The 20,684-nt window shown below is 50.9% G+C and carries 16 protein-coding genes and 5 pseudogenes; 10 read left to right on the plus strand and 11 right to left on the minus strand.

Annotated features, from left to right (window positions below; genetic code table 11):
• Nucleotides 1-136 precede the first annotated feature (136 nt).
• Nucleotides 137-1,123 (plus strand): tRNA-modifying protein YgfZ, encoded by a 987-nt coding sequence (gene ygfZ / locus H2P46_RS16255; RefSeq protein WP_193406026.1) that lies wholly within the window; start codon nt 137-139, stop codon nt 1,121-1,123.
• A gap of 80 nt (nt 1,124-1,203) precedes the next feature.
• On the opposite strand, the gene H2P46_RS16260 is transcribed toward ygfZ, so the two are convergent.
• From H2P46_RS16260 to H2P46_RS16285, 6 genes are all read right to left on the minus strand, one after another.
• Entirely contained in the window at nt 1,204-2,169 is a 966-nt protein-coding gene (locus H2P46_RS16260; RefSeq protein ID WP_193405961.1) for a sugar-binding transcriptional regulator, read from the minus strand.
• A gap of 121 nt (nt 2,170-2,290) precedes the next feature.
• Nucleotides 2,291-3,145, minus strand: a complete 855-nt coding sequence (locus tag H2P46_RS16265) for a phosphogluconate dehydrogenase C-terminal domain-containing protein (protein WP_193405962.1) — start codon at nt 3,143-3,145, stop codon at nt 2,291-2,293.
• Between the two features lie 5 nt (nt 3,146-3,150).
• Nucleotides 3,151-3,960 (minus strand): sugar phosphate isomerase/epimerase family protein, encoded by an 810-nt coding sequence (locus tag H2P46_RS16270; RefSeq protein ID WP_193405963.1) that lies wholly within the window; start codon nt 3,958-3,960, stop codon nt 3,151-3,153.
• Nucleotides 3,957-4,733 (minus strand): triose-phosphate isomerase family protein, encoded by a 777-nt coding sequence (locus tag H2P46_RS16275; protein ID WP_193405964.1) that lies wholly within the window; start codon nt 4,731-4,733, stop codon nt 3,957-3,959. Before H2P46_RS16275 ends, H2P46_RS16270 begins: the two co-directional genes overlap by 4 nt.
• 2 nt (nt 4,734-4,735) lie before the next feature.
• A complete protein-coding gene (locus tag H2P46_RS16280) occupies nt 4,736-6,481 on the minus strand; it encodes a dihydroxyacetone kinase family protein (RefSeq protein ID WP_193405965.1) in 1,746 nt (581 codons plus the stop codon).
• Nucleotides 6,482-6,483: 2 nt separating this feature from the next.
• Nucleotides 6,484-7,815, minus strand: a complete 1,332-nt coding sequence (locus H2P46_RS16285) for an MFS transporter (protein WP_193405966.1) — start codon at nt 7,813-7,815, stop codon at nt 6,484-6,486.
• Between the two features lie 429 nt (nt 7,816-8,244).
• Here H2P46_RS16285 and rpiB point away from each other — a divergent pair, with 429 nt between their 5' ends.
• The 4 genes and pseudogenes from rpiB to H2P46_RS16305 all read left to right on the plus strand — a co-directional run bounded on the left by rpiB (nt 8,245) and on the right by H2P46_RS16305 (nt 11,508).
• Nucleotides 8,245-8,703: a ribose 5-phosphate isomerase B gene (rpiB, locus tag H2P46_RS16290; RefSeq protein ID WP_193405967.1), complete on the plus strand. Its 459-nt coding sequence runs from the start codon at nt 8,245-8,247 to the stop codon at nt 8,701-8,703.
• 191 nt (nt 8,704-8,894) lie between these two features.
• Nucleotides 8,895-9,230 (plus strand): annotated as a pseudogene (gene tnpB, locus H2P46_RS16295) (IS66 family insertion sequence element accessory protein TnpB).
• A gap of 19 nt (nt 9,231-9,249) precedes the next feature.
• Nucleotides 9,250-10,386 (plus strand): annotated as a pseudogene (locus tag H2P46_RS16300) (IS66 family transposase).
• 316 nt (nt 10,387-10,702) lie between these two features.
• Nucleotides 10,703-11,508 (plus strand): IS5 family transposase gene (locus tag H2P46_RS16305; RefSeq protein ID WP_193403474.1). Its coding sequence is split into 2 segments (ribosomal slippage): nt 10,703-11,053 and nt 11,056-11,508, totalling 804 coding nucleotides; the frame shifts between segments, so codons are not numbered across the junction.
• A gap of 78 nt (nt 11,509-11,586) precedes the next feature.
• Here the strand turns inward: H2P46_RS16305 and H2P46_RS16310 are convergent.
• A complete protein-coding gene (locus H2P46_RS16310) occupies nt 11,587-12,555 on the minus strand; it encodes an IS5 family transposase (protein ID WP_193405968.1) in 969 nt (322 codons plus the stop codon).
• 31 nt (nt 12,556-12,586) lie between these two features.
• Here H2P46_RS16310 and H2P46_RS23035 point away from each other — a divergent pair.
• A pseudogene (locus H2P46_RS23035) lies at nt 12,587-12,922 on the plus strand (transposase); the annotation flags it as partial.
• Between the two features lie 991 nt (nt 12,923-13,913).
• Here H2P46_RS23035 and H2P46_RS16320 read toward each other — a convergent pair.
• Nucleotides 13,914-15,098, minus strand: a complete 1,185-nt coding sequence (locus H2P46_RS16320; protein WP_193405969.1) for a Stealth CR1 domain-containing protein — start codon at nt 15,096-15,098, stop codon at nt 13,914-13,916.
• Nucleotides 15,099-15,170: 72 nt separating this feature from the next.
• Nucleotides 15,171-15,626 (minus strand): annotated as a pseudogene (locus H2P46_RS16325) (ABC transporter ATP-binding protein); the annotation flags it as partial.
• A gap of 76 nt (nt 15,627-15,702) precedes the next feature.
• On the opposite strand from H2P46_RS16325, the gene istA reads away from it, so the two are divergent.
• Together istA and istB are read left to right on the plus strand one after the other, a co-directional pair.
• Nucleotides 15,703-16,731 carry an IS21 family transposase gene (gene istA, locus H2P46_RS16330; RefSeq protein WP_193405970.1) on the plus strand — a complete coding sequence of 343 codons (1,029 nt, stop codon included), beginning with the start codon at nt 15,703-15,705 and terminating at the stop codon, nt 16,729-16,731.
• Nucleotides 16,728-17,516, plus strand: coding sequence for an IS21-like element helper ATPase IstB (gene istB / locus H2P46_RS16335; RefSeq protein WP_193403211.1), 789 nt, complete (start codon nt 16,728-16,730; stop codon nt 17,514-17,516). Before istA ends, istB begins: the two co-directional genes overlap by 4 nt.
• Nucleotides 17,517-17,578: 62 nt before the next feature.
• Here istB and H2P46_RS16340 read toward each other — a convergent pair.
• Nucleotides 17,579-17,806: pseudogene (locus H2P46_RS16340) on the minus strand (ATP-binding cassette domain-containing protein); the annotation flags it as partial.
• Nucleotides 17,803-18,579, minus strand: a complete 777-nt coding sequence (locus H2P46_RS16345; protein WP_193405971.1) for an ABC transporter permease — start codon at nt 18,577-18,579, stop codon at nt 17,803-17,805. The pseudogene H2P46_RS16340 and the gene H2P46_RS16345, both read right to left, overlap by 4 nt.
• Nucleotides 18,580-19,288: 709 nt before the next feature.
• Here H2P46_RS16345 and speB point away from each other — a divergent pair.
• Together speB and H2P46_RS16355 are read left to right on the plus strand one after the other, a co-directional pair.
• Nucleotides 19,289-20,209, plus strand: a complete 921-nt coding sequence (gene speB, locus H2P46_RS16350; protein ID WP_193405972.1) for an agmatinase — start codon at nt 19,289-19,291, stop codon at nt 20,207-20,209.
• A gap of 55 nt (nt 20,210-20,264) precedes the next feature.
• Nucleotides 20,265-20,681: a YidB family protein gene (locus H2P46_RS16355; RefSeq protein ID WP_193405973.1), complete on the plus strand. Its 417-nt coding sequence runs from the start codon at nt 20,265-20,267 to the stop codon at nt 20,679-20,681.
• Nucleotides 20,682-20,684: the final 3 nt, after the last annotated feature.

Genomic DNA, 20,684 nt, shown 5'->3' on the forward strand with positions numbered 1-20,684 from the left:
CGCAATTAAACCTAACCCTTTTCAATGCAGTAACGCGATTTGTGCGCCGTTTTTGGTAAACAGGTTGCAATGCTTCACGGCTCTTTTAACATTGATAACATTGTTTCGGATGAACCTTTCAACTCAGGATACCTCCATGCCTACTTTTACCTTACCACCGCGCCAACCTGCGGCATCGTCACGTCTGCCTTTAACGCTGATTTCCCTGGAAGCCTGGGCGCTGGTTTCGGTTTATGGCGCTGACAGCACCGGCTATTTGCAGGGTCAGCTAACGCTGGACGTGGCCGGACTGGATGCAGCGCATCACTCGCTGGCAGCACACTGTGATGCGAAAGGCAAAATGTGGAGTAACCTGCGCCTGTTTCATCGTGGAGAGGGTTACGCTTACCTGGTGCGTCGCGAACTACGTGACATTCAGTTAACGGCGCTAAAAAAATACGCCGTATTTTCAAAGGTGACGCTAACCGCTGACGATGATGCGGTGCTGCTGGGCGTAGCCGGATTTCAGGCGCGCGCAGCGCTGGCTAACCTGTTTGATACGCTACCAGACGACCAGACACCCGTGGTTCAGCAGGGTGAAACCACGCTGCTGTGGTTTAAGCATCCCGCTGAGCGTTTCTTACTGGTGACGACACTGGCGCAGGCGCAGGCGCTGCAACAAAAGCTGGCGAACGATGCGCAGCTGAATGACAGCACGCAATGGCTGGCGCTGGATATAGAAGCGGGCGTTCCGGTAATTGATGCGGCTACCAGCGAACAGTTGATTCCACAAGCCACTAATTTGCATGCACTGGATGCCATCAGCTTTAAGAAAGGCTGTTATACCGGCCAGGAAATGGTGGCGCGCGCTAAATATCGCGGTGCTAACAAGCGTGCGCTTTACTGGCTGGCAGGTCAGGCCAGCCATGTTCCGGTAGCAAATGACTCGCTGGAATTGCAGATGGGCGAGCGCTGGCGCCGCACCGGTACGGTGCTGTCAGCGGTGCAGCTGGACGATGGCGTTTGCTGGGTGCAGGTAGTGATGAATAACGATCTTGAGCCAGACAGCATTTTACGGGTAGAGGGTGATGAAGGCGGTCAACTGACCATTCAACCACTGCCGTATTCGCTAGACGAAGCCTGACAGATCAGTACATTATCCCCTTCCCCCGGTTTTATTTGCAGACGGGGGAAGCCAGGAAAAGAGAATGCGGCGCGCTGAAACTACTGCGTCATATTTAAAATGGTCCGAATATTCTGTGCGGTGGTAGCGATAATATCTATCGCGCCTGTCCGCAGCGCCCCCAGAATCGCCAGCGCTTTAGTATTCTCTGAAGCTAACGCAATCACGCAGGGGATCTTGCGTAACTCATCAATACTCAACCCAATCACCCGGTCATTCATCACCGTATCAACATGCTGGCCCTGAGAATTGAAAAAGTCGTAGCCTGCCACGTCGCCGGTTACGCCCTGATTCAGGCTGGCGTCGATAATTTCATGCGGCGTAAACCAGCCCAGCTTCACCATATAGCTGTTTTCATTCATGTCGCCGATACCCACCAACGCAATATCCGCTTTGCGTGCGCGGTCAAGGGTCTCTTTAATCGTGCCGTTTTGCATAAAGGCTTCTTTTAGCGCACGATTTTCAACATAGGCAGGGGCATATAGCGTTTCGCTGATGCCACCAAATTTTTTCGCCAGTCGCCGACTAATGTGGTCCGCATTGATCGCATCGCCAGGACGATGTGTACCGCCAATGCCGCTGATAAAATGGCAGTTACGCGTAGGCACCTGGCCGGGATGATCGGCAACCGCTGCGACATTACGTCCCTGCCCGACAGCCACGACCGAACTCTCTTTTAACGATTGCTCAAGATAGGTAGACACCAACGCCGCCACCTGACGACGTTGTTCATCGTCATCCTGTAGATCCAGGGCAATCAGCGCACGTTGTAACTGAGGAAAACGATCAAGAAGCTGTTGCTCAAGACGGGTACTGAATACCGGATGGTAGCGCACGTTAATCTCAACAATGCCTTCTTCTCTGGCGCGTTTTAACAGTCGTCCAACTTTGATACGTGAAATGCCAAATTTACGCGCTATCTCCTCCTGAGTAGTTTCATCCTGATAATAGGCAACGGCAATTTCTGTCAGCAGTTCGGAATCCTGAGAGAGCGTGTGTTTTTCCATGCGTTATCTGTCTCGCAACGAGTTACCTGACTAAGCACAGGCGTTTCCGGAGGGGATTTATATCACTGATGCGGCTCAAATCGCCAGGTATTGACTCTTTGAGCCGCGCTAATATTACAGATTAACGACGAATGGCATCAATTTTCAGCATACGGGCAATCACAATATCCAGCTCTTTCTGATCGAAGATCTGTTTCCAGTCAGGCTTAACAATCTTCTCGCGGCCATATTCCATGGCGATCATACAGGCATCAGAGAAGGGGTTGGTGGCGCGGAAAGCCACTGCCAGTGCGATCTGTATGTGGCCATACAACATCGCTTTGGCGGCCTCTTCTGGCACACCGCTGTGCTTAACTGTTTCATCCAGCGCTTCTTTCATAAACGCACCCACCATACAGGCCACGGTTTCGACCAGCGTCGGTTCAAGGTAAGCCAGCTGCGTTACCGTTACCCAGTGTACCGTTTCAACCGGGCCGTACATGACGCTGATGACTTTGCTCAGTTCTGCTTTCTGTTCGTCGCTGCCCGCTTCATAAGACGCCGCAACGTGCTGAATTGCCGCTACGCCACCAAAAGCATCGGCGTGCTCTTCTTTGGTGTAACGATCAAGGAATACCGAAGGATGGCAAGGATGCGCTACTGCGTAATCAATATCTTCACGATGCGCGATCAGATTAGCGTAGGCCGCAGCCGGATCAAGCGTTAACAGCACCGCCGCTTTTTTCATCTGTGGCACGACGCTTTCAGACACTTTGCCCAGCACAATATCCGGCACGGCCAGAATGACCACATCACTCAACGGCACGACAGAAGCCGCATCGGAGAGTTCACGGCCCTGGGCTGTGACCTGCTCCTGCGCACTGGCGGAATTCTCGCAGTAAAAAACCTGATAATCGCTTTTCTGGAAATTAGCAGAGATGCGCATGCCCATTTTGCCGCCTGCGCCAATCACGGTAATGGTTTTTAAGGGATTCATTGTTATTACTCCTGAGCTTGTTTACTACGTAAGAATTCCACGGTGCGAAGTGTCCACTCGGCTTCACGCTGGCAGGTGAGGTCTGCCTCTTCCTGCCACGGTAACCAGTGTTCGACGATTTGATTGATGCCCTTTTCCGCCGGTCGCACGCTGGCGATCATCCGGTCGTAATCGAGCAGGCCTTCTCCCATCAGGCAACCGGCGTAGGTGAAACCCACCCAACCGTCCCGACGGGAAAAAGCGAAATCTTTGATATGTAAATTGCCGACGCGCGCGGCGGTGTTGGCAATGACCTGTTCAGGCAATTCCAGCCCGGCGACGCAGTTAGCGGGATCAAGACATACCCCCAGCCAGGGCGACGGGAACTGGTTGATCACCGACATCATATCGGCGGTTTTAACCTGTTCGTAAGTCTCAAGACACAGCCTTACCTGCTGACGCGCATACTGGGGCAGGATAGCTTCAATCAGCTGTGCAGCCTCTTCCAGCGAAGGGCGATGGCTGGCGGTATAGAACATCGAACGCACAACGCGGGCATCCAGAATGCGCGCCATATGCAGATACCGTTGCAGATGCTCAGTACCCAAACCACGCGTACCCAGTTCAATGGTGATGCCTAGCGCGTCTGCCTGCTGACGTAACTCCTGAAGCTGCGCGTCTGTCCAGCTTTCAATGGCGGGATAATCACAAATCTGGAACACGGAAACGTCGAGCGCTGCCGTTTGCTCCAGCATCTGCGCCAGGCTTAATGGGTTTGGCACCTGCGATGACATACGCCAGAAAAAAGCGTAAGTGCTGAGTCCGATACGGCTCATGGGGTCTCCCTGAGCAGCGCACTGGCTTCATCAACAATTTGCGCCAACGCGTCAGGATCGTGAGCAAAACGGCCAAGGAACAGACCATCAACGTCTCCTGCCAGCCGTTGAATCAGGCCAGGACCGGCGCTGCCGCCATAAATCACCTGCAAATCGATCCCGGCGGGGGTCGGTAAATCACCTAAACCGGCGCATACCGTGCGGATGTAACTGTCGGGCGCGGGTTGTGGCGCGCCAATCGCCCATTGCGGTTCGTAGGCAAAAAATACGCTGCCGCGCAGCCCCTGCTGTTCCGCACTGGCTAACGCTTCGGCCAGCTGCTGCTGGCAAAGTGCAATCGCCTGGGCGGGTTCGCCTTCCTGTTCTTCACCAATGCACAATACCGGCGTCAAACCATGGCGTAACGACATTGCCACTTTGGCGGCGATCTGCGTTTTATCTTCATGAAAATGACGACGACGTTCGGCATGACCAATTTCTGCCAGCGAACAGCCCAGCTCCTGTAACATGCTGGCGCTGACTTCGCCGGTCCATGCGCCGTTTTCGGCCTGACAAACGTCCTGTCCGCCAAAGCGTACCGGGGTGTCGGCAAAAATCTCCGCAACAGCGGGGATCGCCGGGTAAGCAGGCAGAACAAACAGTCCGATTTCACCGCTCACGATCGCTGGATGACGACGCGCCAGCTCGGCGACATCGCGACACCATGTCAGCGTTTGCTGATAGCCGAAGTACATTTTCAGGCTGACGCCCAGCCAAATGGCAGGTTGAGACATGCTTATACTCCTTGATCTGCGGTCGCGTTATCGTTGAGTAGATTTCCCACTGTATCGACGATCATCGCCAGAGAAATGGCCCCCGCATCAGGCGTGCCGAGGCTTTTTTCTGCCAGCGGACGGGCGCGGCCCATTTTGGGCAGTAACTGCGCGGTGGCCTGGGCTGCTTCATTGGCTATTTTCGCTGCCTGTAACCATGCGGCTGTCAGTGATTCGCCTTTAGCTACGGCATCGTTCAGGCTGTCGGCAAATGGCACCAGCACATCGACCATGGTTTTGTCGCCCACTTTGGCTTTACCAAAGTGCATAATGCCTTCCTGTGCGTGACGCACGCCACTGGCGACGCGCTGTGCATCAGGTTGTTGTTGATCGCCAAGCGCCGTGCCAAGCGCGGTCAGCGCTACGCCCCATAACGCGCCGGACGTGCCTCCCGCTTTGTCTGCCCAGGCATCGGCGGCGCGGCACAGTAGCGTTCCCGCTCCGGCTCCCCGCCTGGCAACTTCACGCGCTTTTTCTACCGCGCCCAAAACGCCGCGTTCCATGCCAATGCCGTGATCGCCATCGCCCGCTACCGCATCAATATCTCCCAGTTTTTCAGCGTTGGCTTGCAGCATTTTCGCTACCGCTTCCAGCAGTTGCAGCACGCGTTGGGCGCTTGCCTGCGATTCAGCGCTCGCCTGCGGCAAGGTTTCCTGCGCCTGCTCCACGCATTCCGCTGGCGCCAGCTGTTCGGCGACAATCACGCTGCCTTTACGATAAGCCGGGGCATTTGTGGGCGCGCGCCAGAAGGTTTCTACCGCATCGTCGAGCCACATCAGTGTTAATGATGCGCCCGCCATGTTGAAGCTGGTGACGAATTCGCCGACATCGGGCTCAATAACCTGTAGTTTTGCTGCTTCAAGCAGTTGGGCAACACGACGATAGACAACAAATAACTCTTCGTATTTTACCGTTCCCAGACCATTGAGAATCACCGCCACGCGCTGACCTTCCGCCTGTGTAATATCCTGCGGCAGTTCGCTAAGCAGGCGATCCACAAAAATCTCGGCCAGCTCATTTGCAGTCGGTACGTCGGTTTCTTTAATCCCCGGCTCACCGTGAATGCCTAAGCCCAGCGCCATGCGGCCTTCTCCCACTTCAAACAGCGGATGGGACGCACCCGGCAAAGTGCAGCCGGAAAACGCGACGCCAAATGAGCGGGTGCGATCATTGGCATGGCTTGCCACTTTCAACACGCTGGCTAAATCGTGGCCCGCTTCTGCCGCCGCACAGGCCACTTTGAATACCGTGAGATCACCTGCCACACCACGACGCTTTTCAATTTCATCTGCGCTGGCGCTGGAAACGTCATCGGTAACCGCCAGCACTTCGCAAGGAATACCTTCGCTGCGCAAACGTTCACACGCCTGGCCGAAATGCAGCACATCGCCTGCATAGTTGCCGAACATCAGTAACACGCCGCCGCCGTTATCCGCGGCACGCGCCACATTGTAAATTTGCTGTGCGGAAGGCGAAGCAAACAGGTTCCCCATCGCCGCACCATGCGCCAGCCCCTGCCCGACTAATCCGGCAAATGCCGGATAGTGCCCTGAGCCACCACCGACAATAACCGCTACGCTGCCCGGTTGGCTGCGCGTACTGCGTACTACGCCGCCCGGCACCTGCCGCACTTTGTCTGCGTTTGCGGCGACAAATCCTTCGATCAGTTCGGAGGCAAAGGCTGAAGGTTGGTTAAACAGGCAGGTCATTGTTATTGCTCCTGTGCTAAAGAGGTCGGATGAATCTGGCGGCTACGGTTTAACAGGAGCATCAGCACAGCTGACAGCAGCATAAATCCGCCTACCACAAACATCGGTACGGTGTAACTTTGCGTCGCGTCGTGCAGCGCGCCCGTGATATAGCCCGCCGAGAACCCCGCTACGTTGCCCAGGGTGTTGATTAGGGCGATGGCAGCAGCGGCAGACGCCCCTGTCAGGAACTGCGTAGGCAAGGTCCAAAAGTTCGGCAAGGCGGAAAAAATTGAGCTGGCGGTAATCGCAATCACCAGAATGGTGGTAAATGGCGAATCCATATAAAGCGCCAGTGGCACGCTGATGGCGCCTGCCAGGGCGGGAACAGCGATATGCCAGGTTTTACAACCGCGACGTGACGCATCGCGTGACCAGAAGAACATCACGACCGCAGCAACCAGATAGGGCACACCGGTAATGATTCCTTTCTGCATCACGTTAAAGGTGATGCCAAACTGCTGCTGGAAGCCACCGATGATGGTTGGCAGGAAAAAAGCCAGCGCATACAGGCCATAAATAAAACCAAAGTAGATCAGGCACAGCATCCATACGCGGCCATTGCCCATGACGGAACGCAAACTTTGATGGCCTTTCTGCTGTTTTGCATTGCTCTCCGCTTCCAGTTCATTGGTCAGCCAGGTTTTCTCTTCGCTGGTCAGCCATTTCGCCTGGCGCGGCGAATCCACCAGCCAGAGCAAGGCCATAATGCCGATCAGGATCGCCGGGATAGAAACGCCCAGGAACATCACGCGCCAGCCCGCCAGTCCGAACAAACCATGCTGCTCAATAAAGGCCGCCGCTAGCGGCGCACCAAATACCACGGTCAGCGGTTGGGCGAGATAGAAAAGCGACAGGATTTTGCTGCGATGGCGAGCCGGAACCCACATGCTCAGATAAAGAATCGCCCCTGGAAAAAAACCGGCTTCGGCAATACCCAGCAGCAAGCGCAGACCATATAACCCTGGCACGCTGCTTACCCAGGTAAACAGCAGTGACACAATGCCCCAGCTGATCATAATCCGCGCCAGCCAGCGACGCGCACCGAAGCGATGTAGCGCCAGGTTGCTCGGCACTTCTAACAGGATGTAGCCAATAAAGAATACGCCGGATGCCAGACCAAACTGCACCGCCGTCAGCCCTAAATCCTGCGTCATGCCGTTGGGACCGGCGAAAGAAATCGCGGTTCGGTCAAGGAAGTTAATGAAGAACATCAGGGCGACAAACGGAACCAGTCGCCAGGAAATTTTACGAACAGCGGATTGTTCAACCGCTGCCATTGTTGCCTGGGTCATGACGCATCTCCGATACGGGCGCGATAAAAGAACGTTGGTGTTGGCAATACGCAGTACGCATTGTCGGTACAGGTACATGTAAGATTTTTGTAACGCATGTTCGAGTCCTCGGCGGGTCTTCTTGTGCATTGGTATTACTGCGCGAACAAATGAACACTACACGTATAATTGCTCATCCCTCAACTGCACTTGTTAAAACTGTGAAACCGTTCAAATGATCCAAAACAAATTTTTTTTCGGATTCATGTCACCCTTTCAGTGGCAAAGCAGGCCACACAAGGGGTTTCCAGCCGGAAGGTAAGCAAAAGAGCCGCAAAAAACAAATGAACAACTATTGAACATATGAGCGGAGGTGTGGCAGGCTAGGGGTGAACATCTTTTGACCTGCGCTATAGGCGGGTTGAACCGGGTAACCTACTGGAGTAAACGATGAAAACAATCGCAATTGGTGCCGATGATGCGGCCATTGAACTGAAAAATGTGATCAAACGTCATTTAGAAGAGAAACAATTCGACGTGCTGGATTACAGCAACGATGCGCAAAATGAGCGTCCTATGTATCCCGATGTCGCCTTTGCGCTGGCTAACGCCGTTAAAGATGGCAAACACGATCGCGGCATTCTGCTGTGTGGCACCGGGATCGGCGTGGCCATCGTGGCGAACAAAGTGCCGGGCGTACGCGCTGCACAATGCCATGACACCTTCTCAGCCGAACGTGCGCGTAAGAGTAATAATGCCCAGATCATGACAATGGGTGCGCGCGTCATTGGTCCGGAGCTGGCAAAAAATATCGTCAATGCCTGGATGGCGTCCGAATTTGAAGGTGGCGGCTCTACCGCTAAAGTGGAAAAAATCGATTATTACGAACAGGCGTGCCAGGCAAAATAAGCCCCCTCACATCTTCATGCGAAGCCGTCTGACGGCTTCGCCTGTTTCAGGCGTTGCGACGTTGCTTTCGCAGGAAAAAGTGCGCCTGTCGCTCTGTTGCCGCCTTATTTTCTCGTTATGGAGTGAAGAGATGAACCAGTTAGAGGCGTTAAAACAGCATACGACCGTAGTGGCTGACAGTGGCGATACTGGTGATATCCCCCTCCGCAGGCTCACGCAACTGGCTGGTTGCCAGCGTGATGGACATGCGCAACAGCGTCAATGACCTTGCTTCCAGGGTGCAAAACACGTTACTGGATGACCCGTTTAGCGGTCGTCTGTTTATCTTCCGCGGTCGTCGCGGCGACATCATAAAAGTGCTGTAGGCTGCCCGTGATGGTCTGTGCCTGTTCACTAAGCGCCTGGAGCGGGGACGCTTCATCTGGCCGGTGACACGCGACGGAATGCCAGCGCAACTGTCCATGCTGCTGGAAGGCATTAACTGGACCCATCCGCAGCGGACGGAACGCCCTGGAATACGCATATAACCTGCTGTAAAGTGAGGCTATGGACAGCTCGTACCCTGATGAAAACGCCCGGCTCAGGGCGCAGCAGATCACCCTCCGCAAAATGGCAGAATATAAACTTCTACTCTTGCAGCGGGTGGCGGTGTACACCAGCGAAATTAACCGCCTGAAGGCGCTGGTTGCTAAGCTGCAGCGTATGCAGTTCAGCAAAAACTCCGAAAAGTTGCGTGAGTAAACGCAGCGCCAGGTATGCGAGGCTGAGGAGCGCATCAGCACCCTGCAGGAGGAGATAGCAGAGCAGTTGGAACTTATCAGCAGCGCTTTTAAGGTTATCGAAACGCAGCGTCCAAAGCTGGCCTGCTGGCGCGCATCGTCACGGCGACGTGCGCGGAACACACGCCTCATTACCGTCAGTCGGAGATATACCGCCGCCAGGGCGTGGAGCTGAGCCGTGCCACGCTGGGACGCTGGCCCGGCGCGGTGAGCGAACTGCTGGAGCCGCTGTATGACCTGCTGCGGCAGTACGTGCTGATGCTGGGCAAGGAACATACCGACGATATCCCGGTACCGGTTCAGGAGCCGGGCAGCGGCAAAAACCGGACGGCCCGGCTGTGGTAGGTCTACGTGCGGAATGACCGCAACGCGGGGTCGCAGCTACTACCGGCGGTGTGGTTCGCGTACTTGCCGGGCCGGAAAAGCATTCCCGCACACCGACCGACATCACAACCGAAGTGCTGAAGCGCATCGGAAAACTGTATGCCATCGAGGCGGAAAAACGCGGCAGCCCGGCAGACGAGCGGCTGGCGGAACGAAAAGAGCAGACCGTTCCGCTGATGCAGTCGCTCTGCGACTAGATACAGGCGCAGATAAAGGTGCTGTCTCGGCACCCGGGTACAACGAAGGCGTTCGCGTACTTGCTGAAACAATGGGACGCGCTCAACCTGTACTGCAGCAACGGCTGGCAATAACCTCGCGGAGAACGCGCTGCGTGGTGTTGCCCTGGGTCGAAAAAACTGACTGTTCGCCGGTTCATATGCGGGTGGGGAAAGGGCAGCTGTACTGTACTCACTGATCGGCCCCTGTCGGCTGAACGGCGCGGAGCCATGGCTGCGCTATCTGGCCAGTGAACCGGCTGAGCGATCTGCTGCCGTGGAAGGTCGATATCACATCTAAATAAGCGTCAATGCGCTCTGTATATGACGCTTACATCTGCTCCTTTAATGCATCGCACGGATTGGGCGCCTCAATCGGATAGTGCTCCTGTTCGTATTTTTCGATAAGCAGGATCATACCTCCAGAAAATCCCCTGCTCCGGCTCATTGTCAAGCAAAAAGAATACGGCGGCAAAGGCTGCCACATAGCCTGCTATAGCTCAGAATGTAAGGGACACAGCCTAACTTAAAAGGTTTAATACTTAGTCTGATGCCTGCCTAAGAACCTATCCCAAAAGGAATTGTCAGATCGTAAATAATGGCAATTTTTGAGGGCGAAGTATGGCGGGCAACAAGTGGCAGATCAGCGATGAACTCTGGGAGAAAATGGCTCCACTTCTCCCGGAACATAAAACCCACCATCCGCTGGGCACGCATCGTAGACGTGTTGATAATCGTGCCGCAATGAACGCCATTTTCTTTGTGCTCAGAACCGGTTGCCAATGGAATGCCCTGAATGCCACGGATATTTGCTCATCCAGCTCAGCCCACCGCCGCTTTCAGGAATGGCGGGATGCTGGAGTATTTGAACGCTTCTGGCAAAACGGGCTGCTTGCCTGCGAGAAGCGGGATGCCATTGACTGGTCATGGTTGTCGATGGATGGCTGCATGACAAAATCGCCCCTTGCAGGCTCAAAAAAACAGGTCGCAACCCGACTGACAGGGGGAAGCAGGGAGTAAAGCGGAGCCTGATGACCGACGGGAACGGGCTTCCGCTCTCGCTGGCTGTCGCAGGGGCAAATACCCACGACATAAAACTGGTTGAAGATACGCTGGACGCGCTACAGACCGGCAGGCCGGGTCGCAGGCTGCATCTGTGTATGGACAAAGGCTATGAGGCTGAATGGGTGGAAATTTGTTTGAAAGCTCGTCGTTATGAACCTCATATCCAGTCGGGGAAAGAGGAGTCTGAGGCAATTAAAAACAGCGAGTTCAGGGCTCATCGTTGGGTTGTGGAAAGAACGCATAGCTGGATGAATCGCTTTCGCCGCATACTGACGCGATGGGAGAAGAAAGTCGAAAACTACGAGGCGATGCTGCATTTTGCTTGCAGCATCATTGTCTGGAATAAAATCCTTTTGGGATAGGTTCTTAGTTATATGGTTGGATAGGCTTTGTTGAATAAATCAGCTTCAGGACGAGTGACTCTGTAGCTGACCGGGTTTTCAGGCAATACGCACGCTTTCTGGCATACCAGCCTTCGTTATTTTATTCAGCGCACGCACCATGCCCAAAGCCTCTGCTACCTGACCATCGTAATCACGCAGCGTCAGTGAACCTCCGAACAGTTGCTTTACCCTGTACATGGCCGTCTCCGCTATCGAGCGACGGTTGTAATCTGTTGTCCATTTCCACCGGGCATTACTCCCGGTCAGCCGCTGATTCGCTACTGCACGGTTACGGTCTGCGTACTCTACGGGCCAGTAACCCGCTCCTTTTCGGGGCGGGGTGAGGGCACTGATTTTCTTGCGCCGCAGGTCATCGGGACAGAGTCGGGTGTCGTAAGCGCCGTCTGCTGCGGCTGCCCTGATTTTTCTGTGTGTCTGCCGGATAAGACCCGGGAAAGCTTCTGAGTCCGTGACGTTGTTCAGAGACAGGTCCGCGCAGATGACTTCATGTGTTCTGCTGTCAACGGCCAGATGCAGCTTCCGCCAGGTACGACGGCGCTCTTTGCCGTGATTTTTGACTTTCCATTCGCCTTCACCAAAAACCTTCAGCCCGGTGGAATCAATCACCAGGTGTGCGATTTCACCCCGGGTGGGTGTTTTGAAACAGACATTAACCGACTTTGCCCGCTTGCTGACACTGCTGTAATCCGGGCAGCGCAACGGAACGTTCATCAGGGCAAAAATGGAATCAATAAAACCCTGCGCAGCCCGCAGGGTCAGCCGGAACAGGCGTTTAATCATCAGGACGGTGGTGATGGCAAGGTCAGAATAGCGCTGAGGTCTTCCCCGTGATGAAGGCGTTGCCGACTCATACCAGGCATGAGTCGCTTCATCGTCCAGCCAGAAAGTGAGGGAGCCACGGTTGATGAGGGCTTTGTTGTAGGTGGGCCAGTTGGTGATTTTGAACTTTTGCTTTGCCACGGAACGGTCTGTGTTGTCGGGAGGATGCGTGATCTGATCCTTCAACTCAGCAAAAGTTCGATTTATTCAACAAAGCCTAAAACTGGTTGAAGATACGCTGGACGCGCTACAGACCGGCAGGCCGGGTCGCAGGCTGCATCTGTGTATGGACAAAGGCTATGAGGCTGAATGGGTGGAAATTTGTTTGAAAGCTCGTCGTTATGAACCTCATATCCAGTCGGGGAAAGAGGAGTCTGAGGCAATTAAAAACAGCGAGTTCAGGGCTCATCGTTGGGTTGTGGAAAGAACGCATAGCTGGATGAATCGCTTTCGCCGCATACTGACGCGATGGGAGAAGAAAGTCGAAAACTACGAGGCGATGCTGCATTTTGCTTGCAGCATCATTGTCTGGAATAAAATCCTTTTGGGATAGGTTCTTAATATTATACTTAGTTCGGCAGAAAGGCTCAAGATATAATAAAACTGTATCGTATTCCTTTTTATAGAAATATAGCTCTGCTAATCTGATAATAGGTCTTCCCAGATATGGAGTCAGTTGATAACATTGTTCATAATATTTCATCGAAGCTGTTTTAAATCCATTCTTATCTAAACATATAGCATAAAGATAATTTATATAACCCCAATTAGGTGATGCTTTAATCATTTTTTCTAGGAAGGGTATATAACTTTCACTGCTTTCTTTATTACTAATGTAATTTTCGTTTATTTCTTTTAATCTATCAATTTTCTCATTATCATATGTTTTTGATTTTGGTATATGTGATAGGCCTTTTGAGGAGCCTTTCGAAATCATTTCATAAAGTAATTGTTCAATGTTATGGTTTTTATTCAATTCGCCTAAAATATTATGTTTGTAATTATTAAGGATGTATACTTTTGATTCTCTTATATTGTTCTTGAGCTTATTAGCGGAATAATAATCTATCAGATCTCCGTTATTACTCACTACTATAATTTGAGTTTTTTTACTATATTCTAATAATGAAATATCTTCATCAAGAGCTTCACCTGTAGGGAAATCTACTAAACTCTTTGAGAATTTCATCCCTAAATGACTTTCGGGGCTGAATGCAATAATCCGATCAGCTTGTAAATCCGCCCCATATTTTAATGCAGCATATCCACCCATGCTTGCACCGAGTATCCAAAGCTTTCCTCCTTTACCAAGAAGATCTTTTATCTTTTCTTTAAGAAAATTTATTAAAGCTTCATAACTAGGATGCTCAGAAGTTCCATGTATAAACCATTTATTACTGAAGTCATTTATATATATTTTTGATGCAGGAACAGAATCTAATTTTTTTGAAAAAGTAAATTTCCCTTTTGGTGTATGACGTGAAGAAAAAACCACTAAAACATTTTTTTTACTGTACTTTCAATAATTTTAATCGAGTCCATTATTAATTGACAACCTTATCTAGTGACTTTGTTGATTTGGGGGAAGAGCTTAGTTCTAGAGGTGAAGGTATGTCATAAAATGATTGAAGAGCTTCTTTTAAATGCTTATCATAGTCTTCAAAACCTTTCCCATCATCTGAAGATCGGTCGTTTGGGCACATTGAATATGGAATTGATTCTTTGCCTTTTTTATTTTTTAACATACGATAATAATCAAGCGCAACTCTTTTTCTAATATTGAAATAGAAAAGCCTTGTTTTAGTAAAAATTGATTTTCCTGTTATATGAGCAACATGAGGGAATAAAAAACCAGTACATAATAAATCATTTATTGACCGAAATTTATTTTTTCGACATAAGTCAAACTCCTCGGGCCACATTTCTTCACACTTTATTGCGACAGACTTTAATTGAGGATAGAATGTATGAGCAAACATTTGGTCAACATAAATGCCATATTGAGAAAATATTAATCTACGAGCATTTTTCGCACCCCATTCTGTAGCTGAATCATAAACAGTATTAGTAGGGGTCCTGGATAGTTTTACTTTTGAAGTAAACATAAATGCCAGCCCAGATCCAGAATAAAAATATTCCGGATTGATTTTCCTTAATAACATCATATCATCATTGAAATATATATAATGCTCAGATAAACCCTCAATTTTATGGATTGCACTTTCAATTACATGAGAATTAAATGTTGGCAAGTATTTCTCATCTAAAATTTCTTTGTGGCTAACAATTCTCACTCTTGGATGCTCGATGTTTAACCATTTCGGAGATTGTCCGTTAGTCACAATATATATTTTATTGACCCTGTTGGCATATTCAAATATCGAGCGTAAAGCATATCTTAGCTCATCAAGAGATTTAAATCGTGCAGCATTAGATATTGCTGATTTCTGTGCATCAATTGGCGCGTATTTATTAAACTCTTCTATAAAGCTTGGATCTTCTGAATCGACCCATGTAAAAACCATATCAATTGGGAAGGCGACAGCCAGATCCCCAGAATCAAAAACTCTTTTATTCTCATCAATATCTTTTATTAATGTTTTTTCTTTTATTTTATTATTTAAAGTGATTTGGTTAAGGCCGTCAGGCACTGTTATAGGATACCTTTTAACAAGTGCATCCCTAAAAAAAACACCAGGTTTGAAAATCATTTTTTTTAGCTTACTCATAGTATCTCTCTCATTGCATTAAATATTATTCTTTTCTAGTTCTGAATTTGATTAAGGAAGATTTATCATGGATTAAGATATTCCATTCTGGTTGTTATATTTTTTTATCGCATGTGATATATTAGGAATAATATTTACGATCCCGTTGTCCTCAAGGAGAACAGCCACATCACAAAACTCCTTCAACGAATTCAAGCTATGTGAAACCATCAAAAAGCTCGATTCTGAATGCCTTGCCTTAAACAACTCAGCACATTTCTGCTTAAATCTCGCATCCCCAACCGCCGTAACTTCATCCACTAAATAATAATCAAACTTAAATGCCATACTCAGGCCGAAACCGAGTCGTGATTTCATGCCAGACGAATAGGTCTTAATCGGCATATCGAAATATTTGCCCAATTCAGCGAACTCTTCGACAAACGCGACTTTCTCTTTTAACTCTTCTTTTTTTGCATACAAACGTGCCACGAATTTCACGTTCTCACGTCCGGTCAGGCTGCCCTGAAAGCCACCTGATGTCGCTACCGATGTAAAACTGGCCCACCTGCCGATGTAAATCTGACCCACCTAGGGTAAAAATGGCAGTTTTAAGGCACTGCCAATGATGACATTGGAGACCAGAGTGGAGATTAGTGTTTTACACCGTCAGGGCATGTCGATACGCGCCATCGCGCGCCAGCTTTCATGCTCTCGTGAGACCGTTCGCAGATATATTCGTAGCCCGCTGCCCGTAGCGGATATGCGCTACAAGCCTCGCGCACCCAGACCCTGCAAGCTTGACCCGTCCAAGCCCTATACCCTTGAGCGGGTGGCCGCGGCCAGCCCCCTCTGGATCCCCGCCAGTGTGCTGCTGCGCGAGATCCGTCAGCGTGGTTACGAGGGTGGTTACAGCATGCTGACCGCTTTCCTGCACCCCATTAAGCAGCCCGTCACTGAAGAGGTAACACGCTTCGAGACCGAGCCTGGCTTTCAGATGCAAGTTGATTTCACCATCATCAGACTCGGTCATAACCCATTGCTGGCCTTTGTCGCCACGCTGGGCTGGAGCCGCGCGACTTTCGTCAAGTTTTACAGCAACCAGGACTCCGCTGCCTGGTGTGACGGCATTGAGTCTGCGCTCAGGTTCTTCGGCGGGACGCCGCATCAGCTGCTGTTCGACAACGCCAAGGCCATCATCATTGAGCGCGATGTCTACGGCCCCGGTAAGCATCGCTGGAACCCGCAGTTGATGCACGTCGCCGAGAAGTATGCCTTTACTCCCAAGGTCTGCCGACCCTATCGCGCCAAGACCAAGGGTAAGGTTGAGCGGTTTAACCATTACCTCAAGAACAGCTTTATCGTGCCTCTTACCGCGACCTTCCGGCAGGCCGGGCTGGTACTGGATGTACCTGCTGCCAACACACGCATCGGCGAGTGGCTGGTCACCGTCGCGAACACACGAGTGCATGGCACCACAGGCGTACCGCCTGAGCAGCGCATGCCGCGCGAGCGTGCTGCGCTATTGCCGTTACCGAAGGTCACGTTGGCATTGCCTGCACCTGTCCCAGCGCTCAGCCAGCGTCCGGTGCCGACCGAGAGCCTGCAACATCCTCTGGCAACGTACCAGGCCTTGCTCGAGGTGCCAGCATGAACCTTCAACATGATCGTATTGCCGCGCTCTGCGAGCAACTCAAGCTCGACCGCCTGCCGGCAGAGTGGCCGGGTGTGGCACAGGCGACCATCGACAACAGCGGCACGCATGCCGACTTCCTGGAAGCCGTTTTGCAGCTCCAGCATGATGGCCAGAACGAACGGCGTCGCCAGACCATTTTGCGGTTATCAGGCCTGCCGGTGATAAAAACACTGGAGCAGTTCGATTACGCCTATGCCAGTGGCGTTCCACGAAGTCAGATCCAGGAGTTGGCGGGTCTGACATTTATCGAACGTCAGGAGAACGTTGTCCTGCTCGGGCCTTCTGGCGTCGGCAAAACGCACCTGGCGACCGCCATTGGCTATAAGGCCGCGATGGCGGGTTTAAGCATTCGGTTCATTACCGCCGCCGACATGATGCTGCAACTGATGGCGTCACATCGTCAGGGTGACCTGAAGGGCTACCTGAACCGCGTCGTAGGTAAACCTAAGCTGTTGATCATCGACGAAGTGGGATATCTGCCGTTCGGTAAAATGGAGGCGAACCTGTTCTTCCAGGTAGTCGCTAAACGGTATGAGTCAGGCAGCGTGATCCTGACCAGCAACCTGCCGTTTACGCAGTGGTCCGGAACGTTTGGTGATGACGAGACACTGACGGCAGCGATGCTGGATCGGCTGCTTCACCATGCGCATATCGCCCAAATCAGCGGCCAAAGCTATCGACTGAAAGATAAGCTGAAAAGCGGTCAACTCCAGAAGAAAACGAAAGCAACAACGCTCGAATGATTCAAAGGGGGTGGGTCAGTTTTACTTTGGCAGGGTGGGTCAGAATTCGATCGGTATTGACAACCTGACAAGCCAACCGGCCAGGAGATGGTTTTATTCGTAATAATGCTGCCACTGTCTGGCCGGTCAATGCCGCCAATCATGCGTAATAGCGTAGATTTACCCGCGCCATTACGGCCAATCAACGCCACGCTTTTACCGGTCGGGAGTTCAATATTGAGATCTTTAAAAACATAATGGCGGCCCGCAGGTGTGCGGTATGACTTGGTAAGATTTTCAATCTTAATCATGAGGTCAACATCGCCTCTTCACGGTTGCGATACAGCGCCAGGCCAATAAACAGCGTTGCAATTGTACAAAACGCCAGGTATTGCAAACTCACGCCTTCACTAATATAGCCGGGCATCACGGCTTCACGGCTTAGTTCAACTGCGTGAACAATCGGGTTCCATAGCAGATACGGCCAATAGTCTTTCGGGATCGTATGTAGCGGATACATAATGCAGGAAATGAAATAGAGCGGCTTCAGCAGAATTGGTAAAAACTTCTGCATCTCAGGAAAGGTCTTGCCGACCACCATAAAGATCAAACCAATCCCACAAGAGAACAACACCAACAGTGACCAGGTGCATACCAACTGCAATAAGTTAGTAATAGAAAAGTATTCGCCTGTCATCCACACCACCAGCATCAGAACGATATAGACGGCGACATAGATCAGCGTTTCCAGTAGCGCACGCGCAATGATGGTATCAATGGGTTTTACCGGTCGGTAATTAAAAAGCCCCTGATTAGCTTCAATGGCACCCACAGAACGATTGCTTATATTACTGAAGATAAAATAGGGAATAATGCCGTTAAGCAGGAATACCGGAAATGAAATATCTGGCATCGTGCGATGCATAATAAAACCGAATATCCCTAATAAAATAAGTAAGTGCGCTGAAGGCTCCAGAATCGCCCAGAAATAACCCAGGCTAAACTTGCCGAATCGCGTTTTAATTTCACGTAAAAACAGTGCCTTAATGGCTGCTTGCTGTACTTCTATTCCACTTCTGGCCATTAGTTTAAAACTCTAGAAAGAACAGTTTTTTGCACGCTACCGCCCGTGGCTTAACAGCAACCAATACGCTGAATATCATGGGCGGAATATGGGTGAGGTTGTTATCTGCAGACAAAGGGAGAGCTGCTGAATAATTCAGCAAAGGTAACGCATGAAGCGATGAGTTAACTCGCAGTTTACGTCGAAAAATCTGCTTTATTTCTACCTTTACAGGCAGTTACACAGCAAAATAATTTATTTGGCGCAGGCCGAATACCCTTAAGGTCCGTAAGAAAATTCTCATTATTCGGCGGGTAAGTTACAGGGAGTGACAGAATATTCCTAAGTGTTTTACTCTATTAATCCTGCGTTAACAATCCGTTAATCCTATCATAATTCCAGCTTTTTTTGATGCTGAATAACCTATTGAAAAATAACTAAAAACATAATTTCATATAGTTTTTCTAACAGGCAATGTGAAACATTTTCATAAGGGTGCTTTACCTTTAATCGCACTTTTTTGTCTTAGATTTTACCTAATCATTCCCTCTGTCTTTCTCGCGATTTCGTCATTGCAGCAGGCAAGGTTCTTCGCGATAATCGCGCCAGATTATGAACATCATCAATCCCTTCCTCGTCGGGCTTAACGACGCGGAGGGGATTTTTTTCATCTATACCTTTTACTGACAGGCGGGCCTGGCCCGACTCATGGATATATAGAGGACGATTTATGTATAACACCCTGGGCAATCAGTACGACAACTCTCTGGTTTCAAACGCCTTCGGCTTCATGCGTTTTCCGGTCAACTTCCAGCCCTATGAAAGCGACGCTGAGTGGGTGATTACGGGAGTCCCTTTTGATGCGGCAACGTCAGGTCGTCCAGGCAGCCGTCTTGGGCCAGGTGCGATTCGTCAGGTTTCGACTAATCTGGCGTGGGAAGGATGTCGCTGGCCGTGGGATTTCGATTTGCGTCAGCGCCTGAATGTGGTGGATTGCGGCGACCTGGTTTATGCCTTTGGCGATTCACAGGATCTCTCTGACAAACTACAGGCGCACGCCGAGAAACTGCTGGCGAAAGGCAAACGTATGATGACCTTTGGTGGCGATCATTACGTTACGCTGCCATTGCTGCGCGCACACGCCAAACATTTTGGCAAAATGGCGCTGGTGCACTTTGATGCACACACCGACACCTATTCTAATGGTCCCACCTTTGATCACGGCACCATGTTCTTTACCGCGCCGAAAGAAGGTTTGATCGATCCTCAGCACTCGGTACAGATTGGCATTCGTACTGAATTTGATAAGAGCCTTGGCTTTAACGTACTGGATGCCGCGCAGGTTAACGATCGCAGCGTGGATGATATTCTGGCGGAAGTGAAGCGCACCGTGGGTGATCTGCCGGTTTATCTGACCTTTGATATTGACTGCCTGGACCCGGCCCATGCGCCTGGCACCGGCACGCCAGTGATTGGGGGTCTGACTACCGATAAAGCGACAAAGCTAATTCGTGGTCTACAGGGCATGAATATTGTTGGTATGGATCTGGTCGAAGTCGCGCCAGGCTACGATCACGCCGATCTGACTGCATTAGCGGCGGCAACGCTGGCGCTGGATATGTTGCACGTTCAGGCAGCGAATAAAGGCTAATCGCGCACATCAAAAGCTAAACTTACTGACGGTAAATTAACTTCCGGAGGCAAAGATGGGTTTTCTTGATGAACTGGTAGGGTCGTTAGGTCACGGCCAGGAACAAGGGCAGGGCAATCAGCCTGGACAGTTACTGGCTATCTGGCACTGGGTGCAGGAGCAGGGCGGAATCGAAGTGCTGCTGCATAAGTTTCAGCAAGGTGGCTTAGGCGAAGTGCTGGGTTCGTGGATTGGCACCGGTAATAATCAGCCAGTAGCGGGAAGCGATATTCAGTCTGCCTTTGGCGAAGGGGAATTGCAGTCGCTGGCCGATAAGCTGGGCACCGACGTGCAAAGTGCTTCCGGCATCTTAGCCGCGCTGCTGCCGCAGTTGATCGACAAAATGTCGCCGCAAGGGCAGATGGATGAGCAATCGCTGCATGACAAGCAAATGGATTTAGGTTCAATGGTCGATAAGCTCTTTAAACAATAAAAT

The sequence above is a fragment of the Mixta mediterraneensis genome (assembly GCF_014946725.1).
GTDB classification, from domain to species: Bacteria; Pseudomonadota; Gammaproteobacteria; order Enterobacterales; family Enterobacteriaceae; genus Pantoea; species Pantoea mediterraneensis.

Bases quoted from the DNA above. Each gene is read 5' to 3' on its own strand.
- ygfZ (WP_193406026.1), top strand. From the start codon at position 137: ATGCCTACTTTTACCTTACCACCGCGCCAACCTGCGGCATCGTCACGT.
- H2P46_RS16320 (WP_193405969.1), bottom strand. From the start codon at position 15,098: ATGAGTAAGCTAAAAAAAATGATTTTCAAACCTGGTGTTTTTTTTAGG.
- H2P46_RS16275 (WP_193405964.1), bottom strand. From the start codon at position 4,733: ATGTCTCAACCTGCCATTTGGCTGGGCGTCAGCCTGAAAATGTACTTC.
- H2P46_RS16285 (WP_193405966.1), bottom strand. From the start codon at position 7,815: ATGACCCAGGCAACAATGGCAGCGGTTGAACAATCCGCTGTTCGTAAA.
- H2P46_RS16355 (WP_193405973.1), top strand. From the start codon at position 20,265: ATGGGTTTTCTTGATGAACTGGTAGGGTCGTTAGGTCACGGCCAGGAA.
- H2P46_RS16260 (WP_193405961.1), bottom strand. From the start codon at position 2,169: ATGGAAAAACACACGCTCTCTCAGGATTCCGAACTGCTGACAGAAATT.
- H2P46_RS16280 (WP_193405965.1), bottom strand. From the start codon at position 6,481: ATGACCTGCCTGTTTAACCAACCTTCAGCCTTTGCCTCCGAACTGATC.
- speB (WP_193405972.1), top strand. From the start codon at position 19,289: ATGTATAACACCCTGGGCAATCAGTACGACAACTCTCTGGTTTCAAAC.
- istB (WP_193403211.1), top strand. From the start codon at position 16,728: ATGAACCTTCAACATGATCGTATTGCCGCGCTCTGCGAGCAACTCAAG.
- rpiB (WP_193405967.1), top strand. From the start codon at position 8,245: ATGAAAACAATCGCAATTGGTGCCGATGATGCGGCCATTGAACTGAAA.
- istA (WP_193405970.1), top strand. From the start codon at position 15,703: ATGATGACATTGGAGACCAGAGTGGAGATTAGTGTTTTACACCGTCAG.
- H2P46_RS16265 (WP_193405962.1), bottom strand. From the start codon at position 3,145: ATGAATCCCTTAAAAACCATTACCGTGATTGGCGCAGGCGGCAAAATG.
- H2P46_RS16345 (WP_193405971.1), bottom strand. From the start codon at position 18,579: ATGGCCAGAAGTGGAATAGAAGTACAGCAAGCAGCCATTAAGGCACTG.
- H2P46_RS16270 (WP_193405963.1), bottom strand. From the start codon at position 3,960: ATGAGCCGTATCGGACTCAGCACTTACGCTTTTTTCTGGCGTATGTCA.